The following is a 25,120-nucleotide window of genomic DNA, read 5'->3' on the forward strand; positions in this document are numbered from 1 at the left end:
GGCGAGTTGTGCCCGGCCGTGGCGGCATTGCCTATCGCAAGGCCTGTCTTCCGGGGTTCGTAACCTCCGCTTACGCTAAGAGCGGCGACACCGCCGAAAGACGATGGTTTTAGGTGCCTTTCAGCGGCGCGAAAAATGGCTGCGTTGTGGAACTCTCCAGGCTGCGCGTAGCCGCCGTCGGCAGGCAGGTTCGGGCTGTGCTGGAGAGGGTCTATGAGAAAAGTCACCGCGGCCCTGCTGCTCTCGATCATCGCCATGCCGCTCGCTTCCTGGGCGCAGAGTGGCCCATCGCTTGAGCTGCGGGTGAAGAATGCAGGGGAGGCCACGGGGCCGGAGGGCGCGACGTATCCGAGCGTTGTCAGCCCCGCCGCGCCGCGGCCGGACGCGGTGGTAAGCGGCGGCGCTGTCACCATCACGGACTTTCGTGATCTGGTGCTCTCGGTCGATGGTGCGCCGGCGGCGGCGACAGGCGTGATGCTGCAGAATGGCGGGCGCAGCGCCGGGCGGGCCGAGGCGTTGGGTCTCTACATGGACAAGCCGCTCGCCGCCACGATCAGCGCCGGGGCGGAACACTTCACGATCACAGGCGACAACTGCTCCGGCGCCCTGCTCGGGCCGCCGGGCGATGCGGGAAGCACCTGCCAGGTGACAGTGCAGCCGCGCGCCAGCTGGTTCGGCCCATTGTCCGGGACACTGCGCCTGAGCACCGGCGGCTACACGATGGACGTGCCGCTGTCGGGCACGGCGCGGCATTTCGATCTGCCCAACCTGACGATCACGTCCATCGCGGGCGCACCCACATCGTTGAACGTCGCCGGGCAGACCCAAGGGGAATGGCGCGTGTCGACCCCGGCCACGTTCCGGATCACCAACACGTCCACCGAAGAGTCCACGGACATGCTCGTGGCTTTGTTCGGTGGAGACAATCCAGGCAGCTTCGAGTTCGTCAGCAACGCGTGCTCGGGACAGTCTCTTGGGGCAGGCGCGTCCTGCGATGTCACGGTCCGAGCACGCGCCGATCGCAATGGCAGCTATGCCGGCACGCTCCTGCTCGCGAACCACAACCAGCCCAGTGTTGCGCTCGCAGGGACAGCTACGGGCTTTCTGCCCGTTGCCTGGAAGACCGCTGCATGGGGAGCCTGTGAAAACGCCTGCGGCACGTCCAGCCGCTCACGGTCGGTATGGTGTGAGCGCTCTGATGGCGTAGCCGTTGCCGACAGCTTCTGCGGCTCCGGGAAACCGCAAACGGTGGAAGCATGCACCAGCTACGCCACCTGCACCTACGCTTGGCGGAGCGGCAACTGGGGAGCCTGTGCCAATGCCTGCGGAGGCTCCAGCCAGAGCCGCTCGGTCTGGTGTGAGCGCTCAGACGGAACCTCGGTCGATGGCAGCAACTGCGGCTCGGCCAGCCGGCCAAACGACTCTCAGAGCTGCACCAACTATTCAGGCTGCTCGTACTCCTGGGTGGCGGACGGCTGGGGCGGTTGCTCTGCCTCGTGCGGCGGCGGCAGCCAGTCGCGCTCGGTTTGGTGCCGACGCTCCGACGGTGCGTCGGTCGATGGCGGCAACTGCGGCTGGGGCAGCCGGCCAAACGACTCTCAGAGCTGCAACACGCATGGGTGTTGTGTTGGAAATATGGGCCAGGCCTGCGCCCGGTATTGGTGCCAGTCCACCTATGGAGACTCCTGCGGTAATTGGATCGCCACGCCGTCTACGTGCGAGCAGTACCGCGGCGGATGGATAACGTCCTGCTCTGAAGGGAACAGCATCTGCTGTGGCGTTAATGATGGTCGGATCCAGTGCAATGGCAGCTGCCAATAAGCGCTGCCTAGCGGTGAACTCGCACACCGTCTACTGGGGGGACTGCGCCAACACCTGCGGCGCCCTCGACAGGCTGGCATCAACAACCTGCGCCGCGGCTGTGTCGGCTGCAACTGCTCTTGGGGTCGTGGGCCGAATGGCAAGGAGATTCGAAGCTGTGCAATCGTTGACTTCCGCGAACAGGGGGAACTGGCCTCAGTCCTGGCGACGGTGCATATCGCGGGCACGGTCTTGCGGCGCTCCTCTCCATGAACACGCCAACCGGCTGAGGTCCACAGCCCTCGCCGTTGTGACGACTATCGGCGCTGTTCTGCTGATCACCAGCGGCGTTGCAATGGCTGAGAGTTATGGCGGCACAGCGCCTCACATCGAGCATCGTGCGGGCGATGCCGCGTCGTTCAAAGTAATCGGACCGGGAACCAATGTAACTGGTGATCCTGTGATCTTGACCCTCGCCAACCGCGCCGAGGGCTACAAGATCATCACCGATAATCCTCTCCCGTCTTCCTGGGTGGGTGATTACAAGCTTTCTGCGACGACGAGAGATGGGAATGGGGCGTCGGCCACCCGGGAGTGGACGATCACATACGCGCCAGCCACCGTTCCCGTCGTGACAGCGGCCGCCAACGAAATCTGGATCCCAGGGGTTCAACACAGCTTCCGTAACGGCGCTCGTCTAAATCCGCTGACCACAGACGCCTGGAAACTCCCAAATGGGGTCACGCTTGGCGGCACGCACGAGATGCGCGTTTCAATGCACAAGGACTCAAATGTCTCGCTGGTGATTGCCGGCGTGAGGATAAATCCCGGCGATGTGGGTGTGCCGATCGGCTCCTATGATTTTTCCACCGCGTCGGGAAAGCTCTCGTTGCCTATGATGGCGGCGGACGACGGGCGGGAAGGGCAGGCTCGGCTCTGGATCACCACTGTCGCTCCGAACAGCCCTGGCGTTGATCTCCGGGTGAACACCTGGGTGCCGCATGTTGCCATGAAGGCTGAGTCCTGGTCCGTGCGTCAGGCATTTGACATGGCGAAGCTCAAGGTCGAGCCGGTCGCTGGAAACCGATGCGAACTGACGTCCAGCCGTTCGACCGCGCGATCCAGTGACGCACTGGCCGCGCCGAAGTGTCTCGTTGAGTGGGAACCACTGCCGACGGACCTCAAGCCCGTAACCGCGCTGACGCCCATGGCAGAGGGACGCATGTGGGTCCACGGAGCGTACGACGTCGGCTACAAGATCAGCTTGGTCGATCCCAACGATGTGCAGGTGCGCGTAGCGTCGGGTACGGCGACGCTCACTGTTACGCCCATCGGCAATCTTCTCGCCTACCAGCCGCAGCGTTCGTCAGATCGCGCCTACCGGCTGGTCCAGCCCTTGGACGTGATGTTGAAGCAGTCAGCGGGACCGGCCTGCGACACGTATTGGAGTTATGAGGGGGCAGAGTATCGGTCCTCCGATGCGGTGGTGCGCTGTGCACTGACATGGACGGCGTTGCCCAACACGCTGTCCCAGGATCAGTATTGGGTGCGCCCCTACTTGAAGGGGGCACTGGAGCAGGCCGGCACTCAGGAGGTGCGGTGGAAGGTCGATGTCATCACCCCGCTGGGCTCCAAGATCCCGGCTGGAGAAGGATCGTTTGCGTATAACGTGATTGAGCCCCCGGTGCCGGCAATCACGGAGGACATGCTGACCGTTCTAAAAGACGGTCTCTACGCGGTCTCGCGTGACGGCGGCTACGCCGGCAACTCCGTGATCAAAGGAGCTAACGCAGTCTACCGTGTCTCGGTCGTGCGCGGAGGCGAGGTGATCGAGGATGGTGAGTTCGATGCCTCCCCCTGGGGAGAGACGAGGGAGATACAGCGGCGCCTGAACGCGGTAGAGGCGGAGCTGTGGAGCCGCACACCCTGGACCGTGAAGGCCCGCTACTCCCAGATGCCCGATAACAAGTCCGAGCGTACGTTCGAACTGCTCGCTGTTCCTAATGCCAACATCAAGCCCGTCGTTACGGTGCCGACAACGTTCATGTTGGACACCCAGGACCTGCCGGTCGCGGTGGGCATTCGGGACGTCTACAAACAGGAGGCGGGCTACAATGCCGAGACGATGGGCGTGTGGGAGGTCCGCCTCGTCAAGTACATCGATTATCAGACGACCGAGCCGCTGACCGAATTCGTCTCGGCGGACAACGGCGACGTTTCGTTCACGCTGCCGGAGGGCACCTTCGACACCGGCTACGTCCGCCTCACGGCTGAGGCGCGCGTCAAGTCGCCGGTTCCGGAATACTCGCGCACCGAATTTGCGATCCGGCCGCTGAACCTCACCGTCGTCAAGGGCGGTGCGATCGGCGCCGGCCTGACGGCACGCCGGATCACCGGTGAAGCACCGCTCACTTCCATCTTTAGTCTTGCCCTCGATCACCGCCTGGATGCTACTGCCCTGGGCACCGTGACCTGGCAGGTGAGCGCTGATGGTGGATCGACGTGGAGCGTTGTTCCCCCAATGCGGAACAACAAAATGCGCCTGTCGTACACGTTCCCGAAAGGTGAGTACGATGTGCGTGCGGTCCTCCAGAACAAGTTCTCCGGTGCGGAACACACGACAGACCCGATCCATGTCATCGCTTACGACGTGCCGCAGGGCAAGTTGGACGGCCCCGAGCACGTTTTCCTCGGCGGCAATGGTCATTACAAGCTGCTGCTCACGCACAAGGGCGAGCCGGTAACCGACGAGCAAGTCTCGGTCGAGTGGTCGCTGGATGCCGGGAAATCCTTCACCCCCGGCAAGCTGGAATTCAACGTCACCCGCAACGAGCCGGAGCGCATGGTTCTGGTCGCCCGCGCCCGTATGCTGGACGCGCCTGCCGACGACCCGTTTGCGTGGCGTGAACTGCGGCGGCGCGTCAACTTCGTGCCGGTTCGTCCGCCGATGATCCGCATCGTTGGCCCGGCGCGTGTCGAGTACCCGCAGACCGGCACGTTCCGCGGCGTGATGGGCCTGCCCTACCGGAACATGGATGTGGAACTGCGTGGGTGGTGGACACTTCCCGACGGGACTCGTGTCGATGGGCCGCTGCTGACCTGGGGGCCTACGTCGGAGAACCTGGCAGCTGACACGGTGACGCTCACCTACCACGCTGAGATTGTCGGATTCGACGGTACCTTGGGCAGCGAAGACAAGCGCGTGCGTGTCTGGGAGTACGTCTGGCCGGAGTTCAGCCTGGAGCCGACCAGAAGCTCACAGTATGCGCCGGCGGATGTGACGGTGCGCCTGCGCCAGATCGGACGGCCGATGCAGCTGGACAACCCGACTTACAGCTGGACGCTACCGCCGGCCGCCACATTGCTCGAAGACGCCAACCAGACGATGCGAGTTGTCCGAACCGAGACGCCGGGGGCCTATCCGTTCTCTGCGTCCGTTTCCGACGCTCGCGGCAATTCGTCGACGGTGACCACGACGGTGAACATGCTTGCCGCTCCGAACTACAACATGACGCTCGCAGTGTCTCCGTCCAACCCATACTACAGAGCCCCTCTGGACCTAACGTTGAAGCCATCGATTACGGGGGGCCATCCAAGTGACCGGATCACATCGCTCGCCTACTATCTGAACGGCGCGCCGACCGGGCCTGCCGGGTCCTATTCGAAGATGAGCCTGGGCGAGGGTACGCACACGGTGGAGGCGCGAGCGAAGACGCTGATGGGATGGAGCTTTGGGGCCACGCAGACCGTCACCGTAGTGGCCAACACACCGCCTCGCTGCACCGCCACCATGCGGGAGTGGACGAGTGGCTGGATTTACTATGCCGATTGCCGCGACGACGACGGACGCATCGTAGGGTACCGCTGGACGCTCGATGGCGAGCCGGTTTCCTTCAACTCCAACCGGATCTCGGTATCAAAGCTGTCTCGCAGCGATACCCCGCTTGTGACGCTGAGGGGGGTTGATGACTCCGGAGCGGAATCACCGGAGGTGACTGCTGGGGCCGAGGTCGAACCGCCGGAAGTCCCGCCGACAACTCCTTAGCTCCCCCCAAGCGGTAAGGATGCGAGGCAAAGCTCCGGCTTAGGACGCCAGGCTTTTCCGCCTCTCGCGCAATCATCTGCGCATGTTGTCAAGGATGGTCACGCCGTCGAAAGACGCTGGTTTTAGACGTCTTTCGACGGCGCGAAGAAACAGCCGAAATGAGTAGCCTCCAAGCCAGAAGTTTCCTGCACTTGGAGGACTACCGTGCGCTTCGCACTCGGACTTTCGGTCGCATTTCTGGCCCTGTCCTGCAGCTTGGGACCGGCCTCGGCCGAGACCGAGGCCCAGCTCAATCGCAACGCCCTGACGGCCGGAATCACGGCAATGGAAAAGCTCCCCTCCGGCGGCTTTACCGCCGTTGAGGGCGAGGGCTTTCCTGGGATGGCGTTCATCTCCGACAATGGCCGCTATGTGGTGCGCGGAGAGCTTTACGACACTTGGACTGGAAAGCGGGTGAGCAGCCTGGCCGACCTCCGCGACAACGCGAGCCGCGTCCAGCTCTCCAAGCTGGGTGTGACGCCGGCTGAGTTGGGCGCATTCCGCTACGGCTCCGGTGCGAAGGAAGTGACGATCTTCGTCGACCCCAAGTGCCCCTACTGCCACGGCGTTTTGCAGCAAATGCCCGCGCTGGCAGGCAAGTACACGTTCCAGGTCATCGTCGTCCCCGTTCTCGGCCAGGAAAGCGAGCGGCTGACGCGCATGGTGTCCTGCGCGACCGACCCTGCTGCGGCGCTTGCGGCGCTGATGGCCGGTCCGATACGCGACAGCCTGCCGCAGAACGAAAACTGCAACCTGCTGCCCATCCAGAAGCGACTGGTGACGGCGCAGCTTGTCGGTGTGAAGGGTGTTCCCTTCATGATCGCGCCGGACGGCCGCACCAAGGGTGGGCTTCCCCAGGACCTCGACAGCTGGCTGGAGGGCCGCATCTAATGCCCCTGAACCAACGCTACAAGGCCGATCGGTGCGGCGAGCTGCTGATGCCGCTCGCCTACGAGCCTGATAGCGAGATCTTCTACTGCGCAGACCAGACCATCGGCTTTGGGTTCATGTGCCGACCGCTCACCTCTGGTGATCCTAAGGCGGCCGAACGCCTCAACGTGATGCTAAAGGATGCGTGGCCGACGGACACCATCCTCCAGTTCATTCTGCTCGGTTCGCAGAACATTCAACCGCCCCTGTTCCACATGCGCCAACTCCGGGCCGGGCAGGAAGACCCGCTGCTGCTGGAGACGGTCGAGCAACGCGCGAAGTTCCTGACGGCCGGCGTCAATGACCCTGTGGAGAAGCGCAGCGGGCTGCGTGTTCGTGACATCCAGCTTCTCGTCACGGTCAAACTCCCGCTGTCCGGCCATGAACCCACCCAGGCCGAGCTGGACCGGGCCAGCGAGCAGAAGGTGACGGTGCAGAAGAGCCTTGAGTCGGTGGGCCTCTCGCCGATCCCCCTTACGTCGCAAGCATGGCTGGACGTGATGGTGCCGCTCATCAACCAGGGCAAGGATGCCTCCTGGCGCCTGGATGGGACGAGCGAAATCGAAACCGACAAGCTGCTGCGGGATCAGGTGTTCGACTATCAGACCGACCTGAAGGTGAGCGCGAAAGGGCTGTCGCTGGGCGAAACCCGCGTCCGCACGCTGTCGATCAAGCGCTTTCCGCAGCGCATCTATTTCGGGCAGGCAGCCAACTTCATCGGTGACATGTGGGAGGGGATTCGTGGCATTCGCGTTCCCTTCATGATCAGCGCCAGCCTTCATTATCCGGACCCGCAGAAAGCCAAGGCGGGCCTTTCAACGAAGCGTCAATGGGCGACCAATCAAGCCATTGGCCGCATGCGCATCTTCGTGCCGAAGCTGGCGCACAGGAAGGACGATTTTGACGTCCTGTTCGAGGCGCTGGACGACGGTGACCGGACCTGCCGCCTCAGCCTGTCCATGACCCTGTTTGCTGACGATGACGATGCCGCCACAGGCGCTGTGTCGAGCGCTCAGGCCTATTGGGGCGAGATGGGCTACAACCTGCTGCCCGACAAGTTCTTCTGCCTCCCGATCTTTCTGAACGCTCTGCCGTTCGGTGCGGAGAAGAAGGCAATCAAAGAGCTGTTCCGCTACAAAACCATGGCCACGCGTCAGGCCGTTCCGCTTTTGCCGGTGTTCGGTGATTGGCGAGGCACGGGCACGCCGGTTCTCAATCTCATCAGCCGCAACGGCCAGCTGATGTCACTGTCCTTGTACGACAGCACATCGAACTACAACACGACCATTGCGGCGCAGAGTGGCTCCGGTAAGTCGTTTCTGACTAACGAGCTAATCTCGTCAACGCTATCGATGGGCGGGCGCGTATGGGTGATTGACGTTGGCCGATCCTATGAGAAATTGTGCGAACTGCTTGATGGTGACTTCATACACTTCGGCAAAGGCACCTCAATCTGCTTGAATCCTTTCGAGCTGATTCAAGCGATCGAAGATGGCGAGGACTTCGAGGATCAGGAGGATGTTCTCGTTGGTCTTCTCGCCGCAATGGCTGCTCCGACCGAAGGCCTCAGTGATCTGCAGACCCAGGAAATGAAACGGGCGCTGCACGAAACATGGGAGGCTAAAGGGAACCAGATGGTCGTGGATGACATGATCGAGTGGTTCCTGCGAGAAGGAGAGGCACGCGAAGACAATCGCATCAGCGATCTCGGGCATCAGCTTTACAGCTTCTCCAGAAGCGGACAGTACGGAAAATACTTCAACGGTAAGAACAACGTCGCGTTCAACAACCGGTTTACCGTGCTGGAACTCGAAGAGTTGAAGGGGCGCAAGCACCTCCAGCAGGTCGTCCTTCTGCAGCTGATTTACCAGATCCAGCAGGAAATGTACCTCGGCGAACGCGACCGTCCGAAGCTCGTGATTATCGACGAGGCATGGGACCTGCTTATGCAGGGTGACGTTGCCAAGTTCATTGAGCATGGCTACCGGCGTTTCCGGAAATACGGCGGCGCGGCCGTGACCATCACGCAAGGTGTCGGCGACCTCTACGCAGCGCCGACCGGTCGGGCAATCGTCGAGAACAGCGCGAACATGTACCTGCTGGGTCAGAAGCCCGAAGCGATCGACGCGCTGAAGAAGGAGAGCCGGTTGCCGCTCACCGAGGGCGGTTATGAGCTGCTGAAAACCGTCCACACAGTCCCGGGCGAGTACTCGGAGATCTTTGCCATCACGTCGTACGGCTGCGGCATTGGGCGGCTCATCGTCGATCCGTTCCGCCAGCTGATCTACTCGACAAAGGCCGAGGAGGTGAACGCCATTAAGCGCCTGAGCGCGCAGGGTGTTTCGGTTCGGGATGCAGTTTACATGCTCATCGAGGAGAGAAATGGTGCAAACCGCCGTTCCGCCGCCTGACGCACAGGCTGCCTCCAGCACCGGACCTGACGGTGTGCCCTCTCCGGCTCCAGCGGCGCGCCAGAATGCGGGCCGCAAGCCGGACATTCTCGACGGCATGCTCCGCTTCGTGCTCACCGTGGTGGTGAGTGTCGGTGTCGCCTACCTCGGGATGGGGCATCGGGTGGCACTGCTGGAAGCGGAGATCGCAGCCCGTCCTCCCGTCATCGTCGTCGACTTCACGAAAATGGCAGCGGCGCTGCAGGGGCAACCGAACGACGTCATCGAGACAGCGATGGGTCGCGTCCGCGGTGATATTCGCCGGCTTCAGGAGGGTGGTTACATCGTTCTGGATGGCCAGTCGGTGCTTGCCGCCCCGGACGAGGCCATGATGATGCCAGCCGGCGCCAAGCCGGTGTCGCAGCCGGCACTGCAGCCCGGCAGCCAGGAGAAGAGGGAGTGACAGGCGCCGCCGCACGCCAGCGGGAGCCGTGGGGGCGCTTCGCCCTGAAAGCAGGAGCGCTGCTGGCGGCGCTCTACGCCGCCGGCGCCTATGTTACTGACCGCTATCGCATCGGGATCGACCCGCAAATCTCCCGGTGCCTGCCGGATACGCGGGTGGTGCTCATCGATCGCTGGGATCGGAGTGTGGAGCGTGGGCAGCTCGTCGCTTTCGCGGCGAGTGGGCTCGCGCCCTACTTCAAGAACGGCACCACGATGGTGAAGGTGATCGACGGTGTGTCCGGTGATCGCATCGCCGTCAATGAGGCTGCGGTAACTGTCAACGGAGCCAGGGTGGGCGAGGGGCTGGCCCTTGCCCGCACGCTCGGCCGGCCCGCAGGCGACTTCGTGCGCGACCTGGTGGTGTCGCCTGGATCGATTTGGGTGATGGGGCGGACCATCGACTCCTACGACAGCCGGTACTGGGGTGAATTACCAGCCGCTCAGATCATTGGACGAGCGTACCGCCTCTTCTGACTCGCTGCACAAACAGGTCCCTTATGCTCGCGTTTCTTCGGCGTCTTACCACAACGGCGGAGCCAGTGTTCGAAGGGCCTCTCGCCAGCGCTCCAAACCGGCCAAACACTGCTCTCCCCGCCGATCCGCCGGCGGACGCGCAGTATCGACCACACGGCTGTTCGGTGACGGTGTGTGTCCGTCCGATGACCAGCGCTGCCGTCGCTGACGACATCGCCGCCTGCTTGCCGGCGCCAGATGGCCTTCTGCTGCTCTTGGCCGATGGCGCTGGGCCTCGTGGGTGCCGCGCTCCCCGCGTCCTGTTTAGGGCGGTCCAAAGGGCGCTGGAAGCCATGGAGAGACCTCCGTCCGGAAATGATCTTGCTGCAATCCTTGTTGACGCTGACGCGGCCCTGCGCGGGTCGGATGCTGGCACCACGACAGCCATTCTCGGGTACTTGGGCGGCGGGCGGCTGACCTTTGTGAGGGTAGGGGACTCGGAAACGTGGTCGAGAGATGAGTACGGCCCGGTTGAGATTTCAGGGGGCGAGCGGAACCAGAGGGTAGGCGCCGGGATCACCGTTCCCGCTCCCACCGTGATTGGTGCGATCACCAATCCTATTGTGATCGGCTCGGATGGGCTCTGGCGCTACCTGTGGCCGGAGAACGCTTTGGCGCTCCTGAAGCTGTCACAGGGCCGGAGCCCTGCAGCTGCGCTCGCATCTGCGGTTCAGAGCCGATGGGGCCAGTTTACCGACGATCTGTCGGTGATCGTCATCCTGCCAACATCATGGCGGGAACCTCCGAAAGGCGACGATTTCCAGCGTCTTTCAGCGGCGCGGATAGATCGCGGATAGCGGTAGTCTTGAGGGCCTTGGACGGGAACCCTTTCCCGATGCTCTCGAGAATCCGATGCTCGCAAAAACCATGACCTTGCTTGGCTTTGCCTTCACACTGGTCGGCTCCTTTGTCGTTGCCGCCATGGTCGTGGCTGGCCTGTTTTTTTGGGCCGACCTGATCTGGACGGGAACAGAGAGCACCGAATTTCCAATCGCCTTTGGGGCTGCGGCGCCGCCCGCCATCGTCGCCGTGATCGCCGCGGTTGGAGTTCTGGTTTATCTGGGACTGAGCGGCAGCACGCCTGCCAGCTTGCGCAAGTAGTGACCTGCTGGTGCCGCCGCCCCGCCTGACCGCGGCGGCCGTTTCAACATCCCCTCACATTTAGGACCGTCCATGCGCAGTTTCGCCCTGTTGCTCCTCGGCGCGACCATCCTGGCCACGCCAGCAGTCGCGAGCGACGATGAGATCCGAGCTATTGTGGAGCGGGCGCAGCGTATCAAGCAGCAGGCAGTCACCCAGCCACCACCGGCGTGGCTCTATGGCAAGGAAGCCGCCGAGCGACAGATGTCCATGCCTGACACTGGGCCTGTCGCGGGCCAACCTCCGCGTGACGAGGGGGTGCGGGTGAAAATCCTGGCATCCTGGGCGCTGGGAGACGCAGCGCTCAAGGAACTTTTCCAAAGCGTCGCCGGCCGCGACGACGTGCAGGTGGTCTTCAGGGGCGTTCTGCCAGGTGAGACATTTGGCCAGGGCGTCCGCCGGCTTCACGCAATGCTGCGGGACATGGACCCGCTGCCGAACGTGATCATCGATCCAACGGTCTTTCGTGAACTGTCCGTTACGGCGGCACCGGTGGTCGCGTACACGGAGGGTGCGAATGTGCTCGCCCATGCCACCGGCCTTAGCTCTCCGGAGTTCATCGTCGACAAGGTGAGGGCGGGCGCGACTGGTGATCTTGGCGTTCTCGGCCCCACAGTTGAGGTCGTAGAGCCCGATCTGATCGAGGTGTTGCAGGTGAAAGCCAAGGACTTCGATCTTGAGGGCTACAAGCGCCGAGCCCGAGATGAGTTCTGGAGCAAGGCCCGGTTCGACGAGCTGCCGGAGGCAACGGAACGGCGGGTGCGCTCTATAGATCCGACCGTCGTGGTCACCAAGCCAATCACCGATGCTCAGGGGCGCGTCCTCGTCGAAGCGGGACGCCGGATCAACCCGCTCGATAAGCTGCCCTTCACACAGCGGCTGGTCGTCTTCGACGCCCGCTCTCCTGGCCAAGTGGCAATAGCTGCCAAGCTCGCTGCCGAGGTGCAGGGCAGGCGGCGCGTCACGTTGGTCATGACGGCCATGGACCGGGAAGGTAGCTGGGAGGGCCTCGACAAGCTGGAGCAGCGTGTTGATAGCCCAGTCTATCTGCTGACCCCCGACATCAAATCCCGCTTCAGGTTAGAGCGCGTGCCGGCGCTGATCGAGTCCGATGGGCGCGCCTTCGTCGTCACCGAAATTCCTCCAGAGAAGGACAAGCCCTGATGCGCCGCCTTTTCGCCGCCGCCGCTCTGGCCCTTGGCCTCGTCGCAAGCCCCATGTCGTCTGCTTTAGCTGACCCGGCCTGCCAAAACTCTGAACTGTTCTCGGGAAAGCTCCTCACCGACATTTGCTGGAGCTGCATTTTCCCCATCAAGGTCTCAGGCATCCCCCTGGGCGGGGGAAACAGCCGAGTGCCGGAAGGGGCCACCAAAAAGGCGCTGTGCCTGTGCAACGACCGCGCGGGGCTGCCGAAGCCGGGCATGACCATTTCCATGTGGCAGCCGGCGCGAATTGTGGAGCTGGTGCGCAAGCCTGGATGCTCAATGGCGCTCGGGGGAATTACGCTGCCGATCTCCCGGCGCATGCAGGGCACAAAGGGCAACTCGGAACTCGACTATGGAGACAGTGCCTTCTATCACTATCACACATACGCGTTTCCGTTGCTCATCATGCTCGACCTGTTCGTCGACAACAATTGCGTCAGCGACGGTTTCTTCGACTTTGACCTCATGATGATTTCCGAGCTGGACCCGACCTGGAATAACTCGGAGTTGGCATTCTTCACGCAGCCCGAGGCCGCAGCCGTCGCCGATCCCATCACGCAGTCTGCGTGTGTGGCGGACGCTGCCGCCGCAACGGCTGGGCGGCCGATTACGAAGATGTTCTGGTGCGCTGGCGCCTGGAGCACATCAATCTATCCCTTCTCGGGATGGGACGAGGCACTGGGCTCCTTGGCGGAAAACACCAACCTCTTGGCCGCGCGGTCCATTGCGGCGGCTCATCGCCGCGGGCTCTCCTGGCGGACCATGGGGGATGACGCGCTGTGCGCCGGCCGTATCGATCCTATGTTCCCCAAGTCGCAGTATAGGTGGAGTATGTTCTTCCCGCTGCCAGAAGCAAGAAGTGATCATGTCACTGGGGAGTCCGATTGGCGTTGGGGGATGGGAAAACAGATCCCCGCCGTCGGTGAAGATACTATGTTTATTCTGTGGCGTTGGGTCGATTGTTGCTCATCGTTCATGTAAACTGCTGTTGAATTGCAGAACGGCGCGACACCGCTTTGTTACATGAAACGCGTTAGTTGCGACGCTCTTGCGTCCGCCGGGTGGGTGCAAAGCACCGCTGAGGTGACGCCCTCTAGCAGAATGCCATGAGGGGTTCCTGGACCCGAGAGAATGGCTTGACAGCGAGGGGGCGAAAGACGCGGAAAACACGCGTCTTTCAGCGGCGCGCAGGACGTTTGCGATAGGCGATAACTGGAGGCGGAAAACTCTGTGGCGTTTCGCCGCGTCCGCCTCGTTCTTCGTCCGCGTGAGACCCCCATGAAACTGCTACGCACGTCTTGGCTCGCCCAGCCGATCGCGGCCATTGTCGTCTCGGCGCTGGTGACAGTGCAGACTGGCGCGATCGCCCTGGCCGCAGATCCCATCGCCACCGGCGCCGCCGCCGGCCGGGCAGTAGGTGGTTCCATCCCGAACGTGAATGACCTCTTCTCGGCTCAACAGGATGGTCAGGTCACTCTGTGGCCGAACTCGTCGAAGCCGCTCTCGCTCTCCTCTGGCGATATGTTCCCTGGTTCGAACGGCCAGAACGCCGACACCACCCAGGCGCTCTACGGCAACGACAGCGCCATGATCAACGCTGGCACGGATGCTCACAAGCGCCTGAAGACCGAGGGCAGCCGCACTGGCGACGCGTATCGAACCTTGGTGGGATCGTCCAACGTGACGAGGCCGAACCTCGACAACGATCCGCTCTGGGCTAAGTCCGATTTCACCTGGAACAACCTACCTGCTGATTTCGCCGACTGCTCGACAGATACAACCTTTAGCAAAGGGTCTTATTCAGTCCATGTGCCGGCGTACAAGACCTGCGAGAGGATTCAAGACACAACCAAGAAGTGCTCCATTATCCATGATTACCGTGTAGGTGTCCTTGAGCACACCGGTGGACCGGCCAATTTAGCTAGTTGCGGTCCCGGGTGTGTAGATATGTGGATTGGCACAGTCGGGGATAATTACTTATCCGGCAACTGTACAATCTTCGAAGAGTTTATTGAGGTGGATGTATTCAACCCTGATGCGGTGATTAGCGCTACGCTTGAGCACGCTAAGTGGGATGACTACATGCAAGTTTATCTTAGAAATACTAAGGTATGGCAAGGTCCAGACTGGCGCTTCGCTCCAGAGACGGAAGGGCCGTGTGAACTGCGTACAGAGTGGCAGGCTACGCCAAATCTCGATGTTACCTCGTTCTTCAAAGTGAGCGGGAAGCTAGAGATGCGCACGCGCGTGTCTGTAGGCGTCAAGGGAGAAGGTTACGCTAGAATTCGCATTGTCTATGACCCTGCAAAGATCCTTGCGAAGAGCGAGTATTATCCACCTGAATGCAAGACGGCGCTTCAAGGGGTGTCCGATGGCTTCTGTTCCGGGACTGTGACATGCACTGACATGCCCGTGACTGACGCTTCAGGGTGCGCAACTATAAACGGCATTCGCCTGTGCCCGACCGATTTCGCGAACTCGCCGATGCCTGCCGGAACGTCTCCGCTGTGCCGCCGCGCCTCAGTAGATGCCCAATGCAACTTTTACAAAGGACAGATGGATTGCTGGACCGACGCACAGGGGCAGCAGCAATGCCCGAAGACCAACGGGGAGAACCTCGAATCTTGTGCAGCGTTCGAGTCAAATCCGTCATGCGGTTTCATTAAGTCGAGCTGCCTTGAAGGGGCTTTGGGCGCCTCTGGGGTCTGCTATGTGCGTGAGGAGCAATGGGACTGCGGAAGCTCGGCGACAGTGCCGACCGTTACCCGCAACACGACGACGAGCTGCCCTGGACCTATCCGGTGCATGGGCACAGAGTGCGTGAACCCCCAGGCGGAACTGAGCAACGACTTTGCCCGTGCGGCAGCCACCTTGTCGGCTGCCCGCTTCATGGCAATGGATGCCGAATGCAAAGAAGACTCTAATGAGGAAAACAGAAGCTGCACGATATTTAAAGGAAAGGCCCAGACATGTAAGAAGGCGGTAGGCGGCATTGTCGATTGCTGCAAGGAAACCTCTACAGTATCTCTAGGCGATTATATCTCGTTGATTCTGGCGGTCGGCAAGCTAGACAGTGCTGTGTCCGCTTTGGACAAAAGCAATGCGCTGCGCGGTGCCTACGAGACGCTCACCGGGCCGATTGATAGCGCCTGGACTGAGATCAACAAGCCATTCGTTCAGGGCTGGGAGAACATATGGGGCGGAACGGAGAGCGTCGCATCGGACGCTGCGTCGAAGACGCTCATCGGTTCCATCCAACAGACCCTGTTGAACAAGGTGGGCGACTGGACTGCTCAGGTGTTCGGTGACGCGGCAGCCAACAGCCTCTTTTCGGTCGCAGAAACCGGAGGGTCAGCGTTCATTGGTGGGACTGCGCAGGGTCCTCTGCAGTTGGGCGGCGGCCAAGCGATTATCGGGTCGGTGCTCGGCTGGATCATGATTGCCTATACCGTCTACCAGATCGTGATGATCCTGATTCAGATTATCTGGGCATGCGAGAAGGAAGAGTTCGAGCTTAACGCGCAGAAGCAACTTAAGAACTGCCACCAAGTTGGCAGCTACTGCAACAGCAAGGTGCTGGGCGTCTGTATCGAGAAGAGGGAATCCTACTGCTGCTTCAACTCGCCGCTATCCCGGATCATCCAGGAACAGGCACGACCGCAGCTCGGCCTGTCCTGGGGCACTCCCAAGGAGCCAGACTGCCGCGGGATCACGACCGACGAAATCCAGCGGATCGACTGGTCGCAGATCAATCTTGACGAGTGGCTGGGGCTGCTGGCTCAAACTGGACACCTGCCCTCGGAATCGAGTGTGAACATTGACAACCTCACTGGTGCCGGGAGCAACTTCAATGTCGGAACTCGGGTGAACACCACCCAGCGCGCAACGGAACGAGTCGGTGGCATCGACGTCGACAAGGCACGCAAAGACGCAACAACCGAACTGAAAGCCAAGCCCTTGCCTGGAAACTAACCAGCTAGCGAGACCGCACAAACGTGTGGTCCGCCACACTGTGGGGCGCCGGCTTAGCGACCCCGCCCGAAGGGGGCAGCCAAAGCTAAGGAGCGGTAACGCTGCGCCTTGGTGACGTTGCCTCGGCACAACGCGTAACCATGGTTGCTAAAGATGATAGTGGCCGCTGGGCATGGTGAGCATGTGCCGACTGCGCGGCGGCTGAAGGAGGAGGGCCGGAGGGCCGGCAGGCAAGGGCGCAAGCCTGCGTGCTTTCCTGCGTGGAAAGGCGTCGGCCGGTCCCTCCGCCTGTTCACGGCCGTAGGTGCTGGCCGAGCCAGCCGGCACCGCCTAATGCTGCCTCAATGTGCCTTGTGGTGAACCGCGTCGTCTGAGCAACTACATGGCTCCCTCAACCGTCCAGACAACTAGCCGCCATACCGCAACGGCATTGTCCATGGCCGCACGTCCGAGCGGCCCGCGGTCCCATCAGAGAATTTAGCAACAACCTCGGATCTTCGGTCCCGCTCGTTCGTAACTGCCGAATGCGGGTCGGCAGACCAACATTCTTGCTAAAATAACAGATATCTGTTATCGGTCGTTAAGAGATATCTATTAATGCCTTTTAAGATATCTCATCAACTGGATGAAAGAGATATCGCCTTGACGAAATCAGACATATCCCCGAAAAGGCGGGGCATGGCCCGCCCCAAGAAGTACGTCGAGGACATGGTTGCCCGTTTCGCCGAAGGGACCTTCGAGCGGATCAAAAGCGTCCTCACAACTGGTGAGGATCGCGCTGACTTTGTGCGGGATGCTGTCGAAAAAGAACTGCGGCGCCGAGAGCGAAAGGGCCCCGCGCGAACTCCCGGCGCGGCCGACGCTTAGCCACCCACTGCCGCTTATCCTGCTGGCGGGGTGGACATCAGCTAGTGACTGAGACTGTGCGAGCGGCGGCCGTCCTTGCTCTTTAGAAGACGCCGCTCATCCCGATTTATCAGCCTGTCCGCAGGATGTCGTGCCCAGAAACCAGAAAGGCGTGGCCCGAAGACCACGCCTTCCCAAGGTGCATCATAAGAAGTGTGTTCCCCAACACACTGCCCTGCGAGAGGGCACCGGAACCTTATTGTGGCCCGGCCGTACGCGCAAGATCCAACTGTCTCAGAAGCCACGCCGCTTGGGTTTTGCCTTTCGCCGTCCACGCCGAACGGTGGGCCTGAGCATGAGCTAACGCCATGTCGCCGTAGCGCCATGAAAAGAGGGAGCCAACTGATCGGCTCCCTCTTCTCCGGTCGTCAGGTGGTAAGGGGGCAATCACTCGGCCGGCGCTGCCGCGATCTTCGCGGCAGAGACCACACCGGCGCCGGTCGGTTCTGTCGCCGCCACCGCTGCCATGGCGACGGCCACCGGAGCGGGACCCGATGCCACATCATCTTCGGATTGAGGGGCAGGTGCTTGGCCCTTGGAGGCGCGCTTTGTCTTGTTGCCACCTGCGTCGGTGTCCGACACCGTGGCCGTCTCCGTGTCGCCGACGACCTTGCTGACCTCCTCGCCCTTGTTCTTGCGAACGGCCGCGGCGCGAGCGCGACGCTCCAGAGCGATGACGTTGTTGCCGAGCCTCACCAGGCGACGCTGCCATTCCCACGTTGCCGTTGCTTTTTGCTTGCCATCCATGAGGCCGGCGAACCACAGGCCGTCGACCACCCGGATGAGCTTATCGTAGCCTTCCAGCAGGAGCACGAAGCGCATTGCTTGGGGCGAGCTGACCTCAAGGGGCTTGGAGATCGGCTTCGAGTACTCGGGCTCGAAATCGACCATATTCGACGACCGGACCTGTTCAAGCTGAGCGAGGGTAGCCCGGAGCGCTTCCTCCTCGACCTTCAGATGGTTGTTGATGATCTCGGAAACCGCTTCGGCTTCCTTGGAATCGCCGATGATGCGCAGCACGACCTCGGTGATGTACATCGAGGACATGGTGGTCGCGAGGATCCGGGATTCCACCTGCTGCGCCTGATGGGTCTTCAGCGCGAGTGTCTTGTGCAGGACCGGCGTGGAGTAATCGGCGTGGGTCCGCGGCGCGCGGGTGGACAAGCGGCCCTTCCCTGGCTGCCGGCGGGTACCGGCGGAACGCTGTGAAGCCTTTTCGTTCTGCGCGTCCTTCGAATTCCGGGCCGGACGGGACTGGGGCGACGCAACCGACTGTGCCGGCTGCTGGTCGGCGTTTTCCATGGTGATGAATACTCCGGGGAGTGGTGGACCTGTGCTCCACAGCCTAATCAACCAGAGGGCTATTCCGCGCCTTTGAAAGACGCGCAAAATCGGCGTCTTTCTGGCCTATCGCCGCCAGTGTCGGCACGGTACATTGGCTCCACTTAGCGCCGCTTGCTTGATGCAGCGATGCCAAAGTGCCCGGCTTCAGCTGGGGACCTAGTTGGGGTCCTAAAACAACCAGCATGTAGCTCGCCGGTTTGCCGCCGAGCGTGTTCCCACCAAGAGGGAGGCTTCTCCCTCCCCGCGTGGGGTCGGGACGCGCCTCCTTCATCCTCATGGAATGAGGGCGCATCATGTCCCTAAACCTCTGTGCTTTTGAGGGCGTCCAGTCCTCCGAGCTCAAACTTAGCCTGGCAGCCGACGTTTACGCCGGCTACCGAGCGGGTCGCTATCCATGGCGCACTGCCCACTCCGCTCTTCGGCGGCTGGCCGTGCCTTCGGATGCGATCAACACGGGGCTGCACACCGAAACCGTTCATGCGGTACCGGCGGTGATCCGCCCTTATCTCGAAGCCTGACCTTCCCCAACCAGCACGGACAAGTCTCCACCCTGGGCAAGGGAGGAGTTCCGTGCATCGCAACCTAAATAGGATGAGGTGCATCATGAACATCTGGCATTTCAATGGTCGTTTGGGCCGCGACGCCGAACTGCGCACTACGCAGGGCGGCGAAAAAGTCCTCAGCTTTGCCGTCGCCAATGATATTGGCTACGGAGAGAACAAGACGACACAGTGGGTCGACTGCTCGATCTGGGGGACCCGAGCTGAAAAACTCGCCACCCTCCTCAAGAAGGGCAGGGAAGTGTCCATTGCCGGCGAAGTCACGCTTCGTGAATTCGAGCGTCGCGACGGCAGCAAGGACAAGGCCCTCACAGTTCGCGTGAGCGAACTCGATCTGCACGGCGGTCAGAGTCAGGGTCGGGAATCCGACAACGGCGCTGGCAACGGTCGTAGCAACGGCTCAACCAATGGCGGGCGTCCCGCCGGCGAGCCCGGTCACCAGGGTGGTTCCGATCGCCAGGGTGCCGCCGGTCGTCCAGGTGGATCCGACCGCAAGAGCAGCCAGGATCGTTCTCGATCCCAAAGCTCGGCAAACCGCAGCCAAGGCAGTGCCGCTGGTGATGATGGATGGGATCAAATCCCGTTCTAATTTCGCTCGCGGTTTCAAGTTAAGGGGCGCGGCTTAGCGTCCCCAAGGGGAATGCCGTGTCCTCCGATTTGGAGGTCGTTATGCGGGTTCTCCCGAACATCGTCTTCGGCATCATCGTGGCCGCTATGGCTGGGGTGACTGTCCACCAAAGCCTGTATGCGATCGTCAAGACCGTCGAACAGGCAGAGATGACGATGACCGTGCGGCTCAGCGACAACCGCTGATCTGCTTTACTCCTTCCCACTGGGGCGCACTTTCTCGTCCCAACGTGGGGCGTGGAGTGTGCCTCTGCAGCATTGCGCTAGGAGGCGCAAAACCATGACCGAGATCATCAAACCCGTCCTGAAGGCTTTCGTGCTCGCCATGATCGCGCTCTACGCGATCTACCTTGTCGCAGGCTTCCTGTTTGCGCTGGGGGAGGCGGACACACTCCGGAAGGCACAGGAAAACCTGCTGCTCAGGACCAAATGCGATGCCGAAGCGATGGGCGTCGGCTACGTGGCTCGCAAGCCGGGGGAACCCGATCCGTGCGAGCCGTTCCGGCCAAAGCCGGCCGCCGAGGCTCCGTCTTCGTCCAACTAGGACAACGACGTCTCGCGCTGACCTGAACTGACCGTCACAACCCATAGGGGGCGCCGCTCGCCCTCAGGGGGAAGTGGCGCCTTCTCATTTAATTGAGAGGGACAGAAAGATGGGCGAAGTCATTTCGCTGCAACCGCGGATCGCGTATCCGGTGGAAGCAAAGAGCTACGGGGTCAATGAGCAGACTTGGCGGGTACTGGTGGAATCCACCTTCCCGTCCGCCAAGAGCGCTGAGGGCATCTTGCTCGCGGTGGCCTACTGCCAAGCCCGCAAGCTCGACATCATGAAGCGCCCCGTGTCAATCGTGCCCATGTGGAGCTCCGCACTGGGGAAGTCCGTGGAGACGGTTTGGCCGGGCATCAACGAGGTGCAGACCACGGCCGCCCGAACGGGCGAGTTCGCCGGTGTCGACGCCCCGATCTATGGGCCGGAGATCACGGAGACGTTCACCGGCCAGGTGAACGATGAAGACGGTCCACGTGGCTCGAAGAAGACCGAGACGGTCACCCTCAAGTTCCCCGAATGGTGCCAGGTCACCGTGTACCGCCTCGTCAGCGGTGTCCGGTGCCCGTTCACCGCGAAGATCTTCTGGTTGGAGACCTACTCTCGGAAACGCTCTCGAAGCGCTCTCCCCACAGATATGTGGGTGAAGCGGCCAAAGGGCCAACTCGCCAAATGCGCCAAAGCCGATGCGCTGCGCGCCGCCTTCCCTGAGGAATGCGGCGGCTACAGTGCGGAGGAGATGGATGGCAAGGTGATCGAGGCCGACGAGGCTGACATCCCACGCCGCTCCAAGCGTGGCGTGCCGCAGTCCGCGACCGTCATGGACATCGACCCGAAAACGGGGGAGGTCCTTGGCGGTCAGCCGGTTCCGGAACTGAAGCCCGATCTGTTTCAGGTCGGCGCCGAGGTGAAGGAGCTGATCGGAAAGCTGGTGCGCCGTGCGCTTCCCAATGGTGCCTGGGAAACGGCCGTCGGGTATGCCGCAGAGCGGCTGCAGGACAACGACTTGGCTTACGCCAAATATGTCCTGCGGCATGCCGAGCGCTCCCAGTCCGTGTCAGACAAGGTGCGAGCTTCCACGATGGAGCTGATCCAGCGTGCCGGTGCCGCCGGCGCCTGGACGGGAGCGAAGGACTACCTGTCCAAGCTCCGCAACGACGGAAAGCTGAGCGACCTCGACTTCGAGTACGCTCAGACCGAAGTCGAGCTGGCCCAGGCGGAAGCGGCCGCTACTGCCGCCGCCATGAAGCAGGCCGGGTAGGCCCTGTCCACATCCATTCCTGTTCCGGGGCGCGCGAGCCCCCAGCGCGGGAAGCATGACACCCTGACCGGGGCCTACCCCGGAGGAGAGCAGCATGCTCAGCAACATCAGAAAGTCCGAGGCTATGAAGGACCGGGCGTTGGGGCATAAAGCCACGACGCAAGTCTTCACCTTCGAGGACATCACCGCGATTGCCACCACGGCGTTGCGATCGGCCGGCGTGACCGCGATCCGTTCGCTGCCGGACGAGCATTTCGCTCGCTACTCGCCCATGTCCCGAAACCGGGGCATGGGGACAGACTGGCAAGCGTAATTCACGACGAAAACCCCGCTGGGGCGCACGACGCCCCGACCGGGGAGACGTGCGCCTCCGCCCTTGCAGAGGTGCATCATGAAGATCGTCAACCTTCGCCAGGGCTCGGCCGAATGGCTGGCATGGCGCGATCAAGGCGTGTCGGCTTCCGACATCGCCGTGGTCCTCGGCATTAGCCCCTACAAGACGCCTTGGCGCCTGTGGGCGGAGAAGGCAGGCAAGATTCCTCCGGAGGATTTGAGCGGCAACATGTTCGTCGCTCATGGCAAGCGGTGCGAGCCCGCTGTTCGCGCGTGGTTCGAGGCGAAGCATGACACCATGCTTTTTCCCGCCTGCGCCGAAGCGGACCATCCCTTCATCCGCGCCAGCTTCGACGGCCTGAGCGATGACGGAATCCCCGTCGAACTCAAGGCACCGTCGGACTCGGTGTTCGATGAGGTGGTGGCGCTCCGCGAGGACGCGACTGCGTTTCGCCTCTATTCCTGCCAGGTGCAGGCTCAGATCTTCGTGGCCGGCACGGACCACGGCTATCTGGTGTTTGGTCGCGTGATCGAGAAGGAAAATGGCAGCCTCGTCGTTGACGAAGCTGTCGAATTCCGTGTCGACCGGGACGAGGCATTTATCGCCGACATGCTCCAGAAGGCCGAAACCTTCATGGAAGCGGTGAAAAGCCGCAAGGAGCCGAAGAAGGATCCAGCCCGCGACAGCTACTCTCCAGCGTCCGACGAGGAAAGGCAGGAGTGGGAAGTTGCTGCGACGGAGTACCGCGATGCTAGTGCGAAGATCGATGCCCTCAAGGCCGAGATCGCGGCGCTGACCCTGAAGCAGGACACCGCTAAGGAGCGGCTGATCAAGCAGATGGGGCAGTTCGCCCAAGCTGAAGCATCGGGCATCCTCATCACCCGCTACATCTCCAAGGGACGGGTCGATTACACGGCCCTCCTGGAGCATCACAAGGTTGCCGTCAGCGACGCTGATCTGGACAAGTTCCGTGGCGCCTCCTCGGAGAGCGTCAAGGTAAGTGTCAAGAAGGTGAAGCCGGCGGACACCCAAAGCGTGAGTCCGGTTGTAGCCGTGGCCGCGTAATTCGCAACTCAAGTTCATCCCCACCTGGGGCGCAGACATGCTCCCCTCCGGGGCATGGTGCGCCCCGACTTCCTCAAGATAGGGTGCATCATGTTTAAGAACTTCAGCGTTCGCGACACGTTCGATCAGCCGAAGGCTCCGCCGCAGTTTACGGTCGAGGGCTTCGCCGACGATTCGAACCCTCTCATCCCAAAGCGGGACGATCTCTATGTGTTCGATCGCATCAAGCTGCGGGACATTCTTGCCTTTGCTGCGGATCCGATGGGAGACGCAATGTGGATCGGTGGCCCCTACGGAGCCGGCAAGACGTCCATCGTTACCCAGACGCTCTCGCGTCTGAATTGGCCGACCATGTGCTTTTCCTGGCACAAGCGTCGTGAATTCGCCGATCTCGTTGGCCATCAGGCCATCGTCGGCGGGCAGACGAAATTTGTTCACGGGCCGCTGCCTGTCTGCATGACCCACGGCTACGCTCTCGTCATCAACGAGGCGGACCGTGGCGATGCCGGCGAGTTGGTCGGTCTCAACGACATCTTGGAAGGATCGCCACTGGTGATCCCCGAGACCAACGAGGTGATCCATGCCCACCCGAAGTTCCGGCTGTTCGTCACGGCGAACAGCATGGGGTCGGGTGATGCCTCGGGCCTTTACGCCACCAGCATCCAGGTTCTCGATCCCGCCTTTCTGGATCGCTTCCGCTTCATCAGCGTGGGCTATCTGGAGCCGGACATCGAGGAATCGATCTTGGAGCGCGTGGCGCCGAAGGTGCCGCAGGCTATCCGGGAAAACATGATCAAGGTCGCCAACGAGATCCGTCGCCTGTTCCTGGGCGGCGAGGACGGTGGCTCCGAGCTTTCCCTCACCATGTCCACCCGCTCTCTCGTGCGGTGGGCACGGCTGACGGTCGCCTTCAAGGGGGCTCCCAACGCGGTCGGCTTTGCTCTCGAGCGAGCCTTCAGCAACCGGGCGGAACCTGAGCAGCGGCAGGCGATCCACCAGATCGCAGCCGATGTCTTTGGCGATCTCTGGGAGGCTAATTGATGGCGGGCGAGCGCTGGCTGTTGGCGCGGTTCAACCGCTCCGACGGCACCTCCAAAGACTGGGCTGTAGCCGTGATCGGCGGAGACTTGTTCGTGCGCTTCGGCAAGACCGGACAGGCCATGCAGAAAAAGCCCATCGCCAAGTCGTCCTGGAAATCCAGCGGCGCGGCGGCGGAGGGGCGTCGGCGACTGTGGGAGCAGACTGAACAGGGTTATGAGATCCTGGGCACTTGCACCTTCGGCGCCGACGGTAAGCCCACCGACCTGCAAAGCAACCCGGCTGCGGAAATCCCCGCGGCCGAGGAGGTTACGTCGAGACCGGCAACCATGAAGGACGCCGACATCTTCTTCGAAATCACCGCTGCCTCCTGGCAGCGGCTTTTTGAGGTGATGGAGGTGGCCGTGGGTAGGCTCTCCGATCACTATGAATGCCGGTGGAGCACCCGTGAGGGTATCCCGACCGGGGTTCCGGTGATTGAGGGCTGGACGCCGGCATTCGACGGCCACACCGGCATCGGGAGGGTGCGGCACGCGGGCTCGCTGCGGCGGGCCAACGGCGTCGGCGCCCTCCTGTTTCTCCTGACCATGCGGTTGGTCGCGTCTGCGGACGTGACGGTCAACGTGGTCAAGGCGGACGGTGGCACCATCGACAAGGACCTGCGCAAGGAGACGGCTCTGCTCGCCACCTTCGAATCCTCGGTCGATCTCATCACGCCGGCTGCCGAAGATGCCGGGCTGATCCCGAAACGGATCAAGCTCTCACAAATCGACACCGGCCAAGCCGACTATTGGTTCTGAGCGGGCTTACAGCCCGCTCTGCCACCCAGAACATCCTTCCCCAATGGGGCGCGGTTCACTTCGCCCCCAGGGGAGGAGTGGGTCCGCGCCTCGTTTCACA

At 62.0% G+C, this 25,120-nt stretch carries 20 protein-coding genes; 19 read left to right on the forward strand and 1 reads right to left on the reverse strand.

Annotation, left to right across the window (positions count from 1 at the left end):
- The first annotated feature begins 213 nt into the window (after nt 1-213).
- From FZ983_RS24300 to traN, 10 genes are all read left to right on the forward strand, one after another.
- On the forward strand, nt 214-1,821 hold the full coding sequence (locus tag FZ983_RS24300; protein WP_149226229.1) for a thrombospondin type-1 domain-containing protein: 1,608 nt from the start codon (nt 214-216) through the stop codon (nt 1,819-1,821).
- A 289-nt stretch (nt 1,822-2,110) separates the two neighbouring features.
- Nucleotides 2,111-5,845, forward strand: a complete 3,735-nt coding sequence (locus tag FZ983_RS24305; protein WP_188092490.1) for a hypothetical protein — start codon at nt 2,111-2,113, stop codon at nt 5,843-5,845.
- Between the two features lie 204 nt (nt 5,846-6,049).
- Nucleotides 6,050-6,775 carry a DsbC family protein gene (locus tag FZ983_RS24310; RefSeq protein ID WP_149226233.1) on the forward strand — a complete coding sequence of 242 codons (726 nt, stop codon included), beginning with the start codon at nt 6,050-6,052 and terminating at the stop codon, nt 6,773-6,775.
- Nucleotides 6,775-9,225, forward strand: coding sequence for a type IV secretion system protein TraC (gene traC / locus FZ983_RS24315; RefSeq protein WP_149226235.1), 2,451 nt, complete (start codon nt 6,775-6,777; stop codon nt 9,223-9,225). Before FZ983_RS24310 ends, traC begins: the two co-directional genes overlap by 1 nt.
- Entirely contained in the window at nt 9,197-9,667 is a 471-nt protein-coding gene (locus FZ983_RS24320) for a hypothetical protein (RefSeq protein ID WP_149226237.1), read from the forward strand. The genes traC and FZ983_RS24320 overlap by 29 nt, the downstream gene beginning before the upstream one ends.
- Nucleotides 9,664-10,182 (forward strand): S26 family signal peptidase, encoded by a 519-nt coding sequence (locus tag FZ983_RS24325; RefSeq protein ID WP_149226239.1) that lies wholly within the window; start codon nt 9,664-9,666, stop codon nt 10,180-10,182. The genes FZ983_RS24320 and FZ983_RS24325 overlap by 4 nt, the downstream gene beginning before the upstream one ends.
- Before the next feature lie 891 nt (nt 10,183-11,073).
- The gene (locus tag FZ983_RS24330; protein WP_149226241.1) at nt 11,074-11,322 is read left to right on the forward strand and encodes a hypothetical protein; all 249 of its coding nucleotides are present in this window, start codon (nt 11,074-11,076) and stop codon (nt 11,320-11,322) included.
- Between the two features lie 72 nt (nt 11,323-11,394).
- Nucleotides 11,395-12,525 carry a TrbC family F-type conjugative pilus assembly protein gene (locus tag FZ983_RS24335; protein ID WP_149226243.1) on the forward strand — a complete coding sequence of 377 codons (1,131 nt, stop codon included), beginning with the start codon at nt 11,395-11,397 and terminating at the stop codon, nt 12,523-12,525.
- 53 nt (nt 12,526-12,578) lie between these two features.
- On the forward strand, nt 12,579-13,547 hold the full coding sequence (locus FZ983_RS24340) for a TraU family protein (protein WP_348771070.1): 969 nt from the start codon (nt 12,579-12,581) through the stop codon (nt 13,545-13,547).
- A gap of 297 nt (nt 13,548-13,844) precedes the next feature.
- Complete coding sequence (gene traN, locus FZ983_RS24345; RefSeq protein ID WP_149226247.1) at nt 13,845-16,538, forward strand: conjugal transfer mating pair stabilization protein TraN; 2,694 nt, start codon at nt 13,845-13,847, stop codon at nt 16,536-16,538.
- A 1,293-nt stretch (nt 16,539-17,831) separates the two neighbouring features.
- On the opposite strand, the gene FZ983_RS24350 is transcribed toward traN, so the two are convergent.
- The gene (locus tag FZ983_RS24350) at nt 17,832-18,746 is read right to left on the reverse strand and encodes an AcaB family transcriptional regulator (protein WP_149226249.1); all 915 of its coding nucleotides are present in this window, start codon (nt 18,744-18,746) and stop codon (nt 17,832-17,834) included.
- 335 nt (nt 18,747-19,081) lie between these two features.
- Between FZ983_RS24350 and FZ983_RS24355 the strand changes: the two genes are divergently transcribed.
- From FZ983_RS24355 to FZ983_RS24390, 9 genes are all read left to right on the forward strand, one after another.
- Nucleotides 19,082-19,306, forward strand: coding sequence for a hypothetical protein (locus tag FZ983_RS24355; protein WP_149226251.1), 225 nt, complete (start codon nt 19,082-19,084; stop codon nt 19,304-19,306).
- 85 nt (nt 19,307-19,391) lie between these two features.
- Nucleotides 19,392-19,937: a single-stranded DNA-binding protein gene (locus FZ983_RS24360; RefSeq protein ID WP_149226253.1), complete on the forward strand. Its 546-nt coding sequence runs from the start codon at nt 19,392-19,394 to the stop codon at nt 19,935-19,937.
- A gap of 56 nt (nt 19,938-19,993) precedes the next feature.
- The gene (locus tag FZ983_RS34280; protein WP_188092491.1) at nt 19,994-20,161 is read left to right on the forward strand and encodes a hypothetical protein; all 168 of its coding nucleotides are present in this window, start codon (nt 19,994-19,996) and stop codon (nt 20,159-20,161) included.
- Between the two features lie 94 nt (nt 20,162-20,255).
- Entirely contained in the window at nt 20,256-20,519 is a 264-nt protein-coding gene (locus FZ983_RS24365; protein WP_149226255.1) for a hypothetical protein, read from the forward strand.
- Nucleotides 20,520-20,628: 109 nt separating this feature from the next.
- Nucleotides 20,629-21,783, forward strand: coding sequence for a phage recombination protein Bet (bet, locus tag FZ983_RS24370; protein ID WP_149226257.1), 1,155 nt, complete (start codon nt 20,629-20,631; stop codon nt 21,781-21,783).
- Between the two features lie 94 nt (nt 21,784-21,877).
- Nucleotides 21,878-22,096, forward strand: a complete 219-nt coding sequence (locus FZ983_RS24375) for a hypothetical protein (protein ID WP_149226259.1) — start codon at nt 21,878-21,880, stop codon at nt 22,094-22,096.
- 78 nt (nt 22,097-22,174) lie between these two features.
- Nucleotides 22,175-23,182 carry a lambda-exonuclease family protein gene (locus tag FZ983_RS24380; protein ID WP_149226261.1) on the forward strand — a complete coding sequence of 336 codons (1,008 nt, stop codon included), beginning with the start codon at nt 22,175-22,177 and terminating at the stop codon, nt 23,180-23,182.
- Between the two features lie 90 nt (nt 23,183-23,272).
- Nucleotides 23,273-24,223: a CbbQ/NirQ/NorQ C-terminal domain-containing protein gene (locus FZ983_RS24385; protein WP_149226263.1), complete on the forward strand. Its 951-nt coding sequence runs from the start codon at nt 23,273-23,275 to the stop codon at nt 24,221-24,223.
- Nucleotides 24,223-25,020 carry a hypothetical protein gene (locus FZ983_RS24390; protein ID WP_149226265.1) on the forward strand — a complete coding sequence of 266 codons (798 nt, stop codon included), beginning with the start codon at nt 24,223-24,225 and terminating at the stop codon, nt 25,018-25,020. Before FZ983_RS24385 ends, FZ983_RS24390 begins: the two co-directional genes overlap by 1 nt.
- The last annotated feature ends 100 nt before the right edge of the window (nt 25,021-25,120 follow it).

The sequence above is a fragment of the Azospirillum sp. B21 genome (genome assembly GCF_008364825.1).
GTDB lineage: Bacteria > Pseudomonadota > Alphaproteobacteria > Azospirillales > Azospirillaceae > Azospirillum.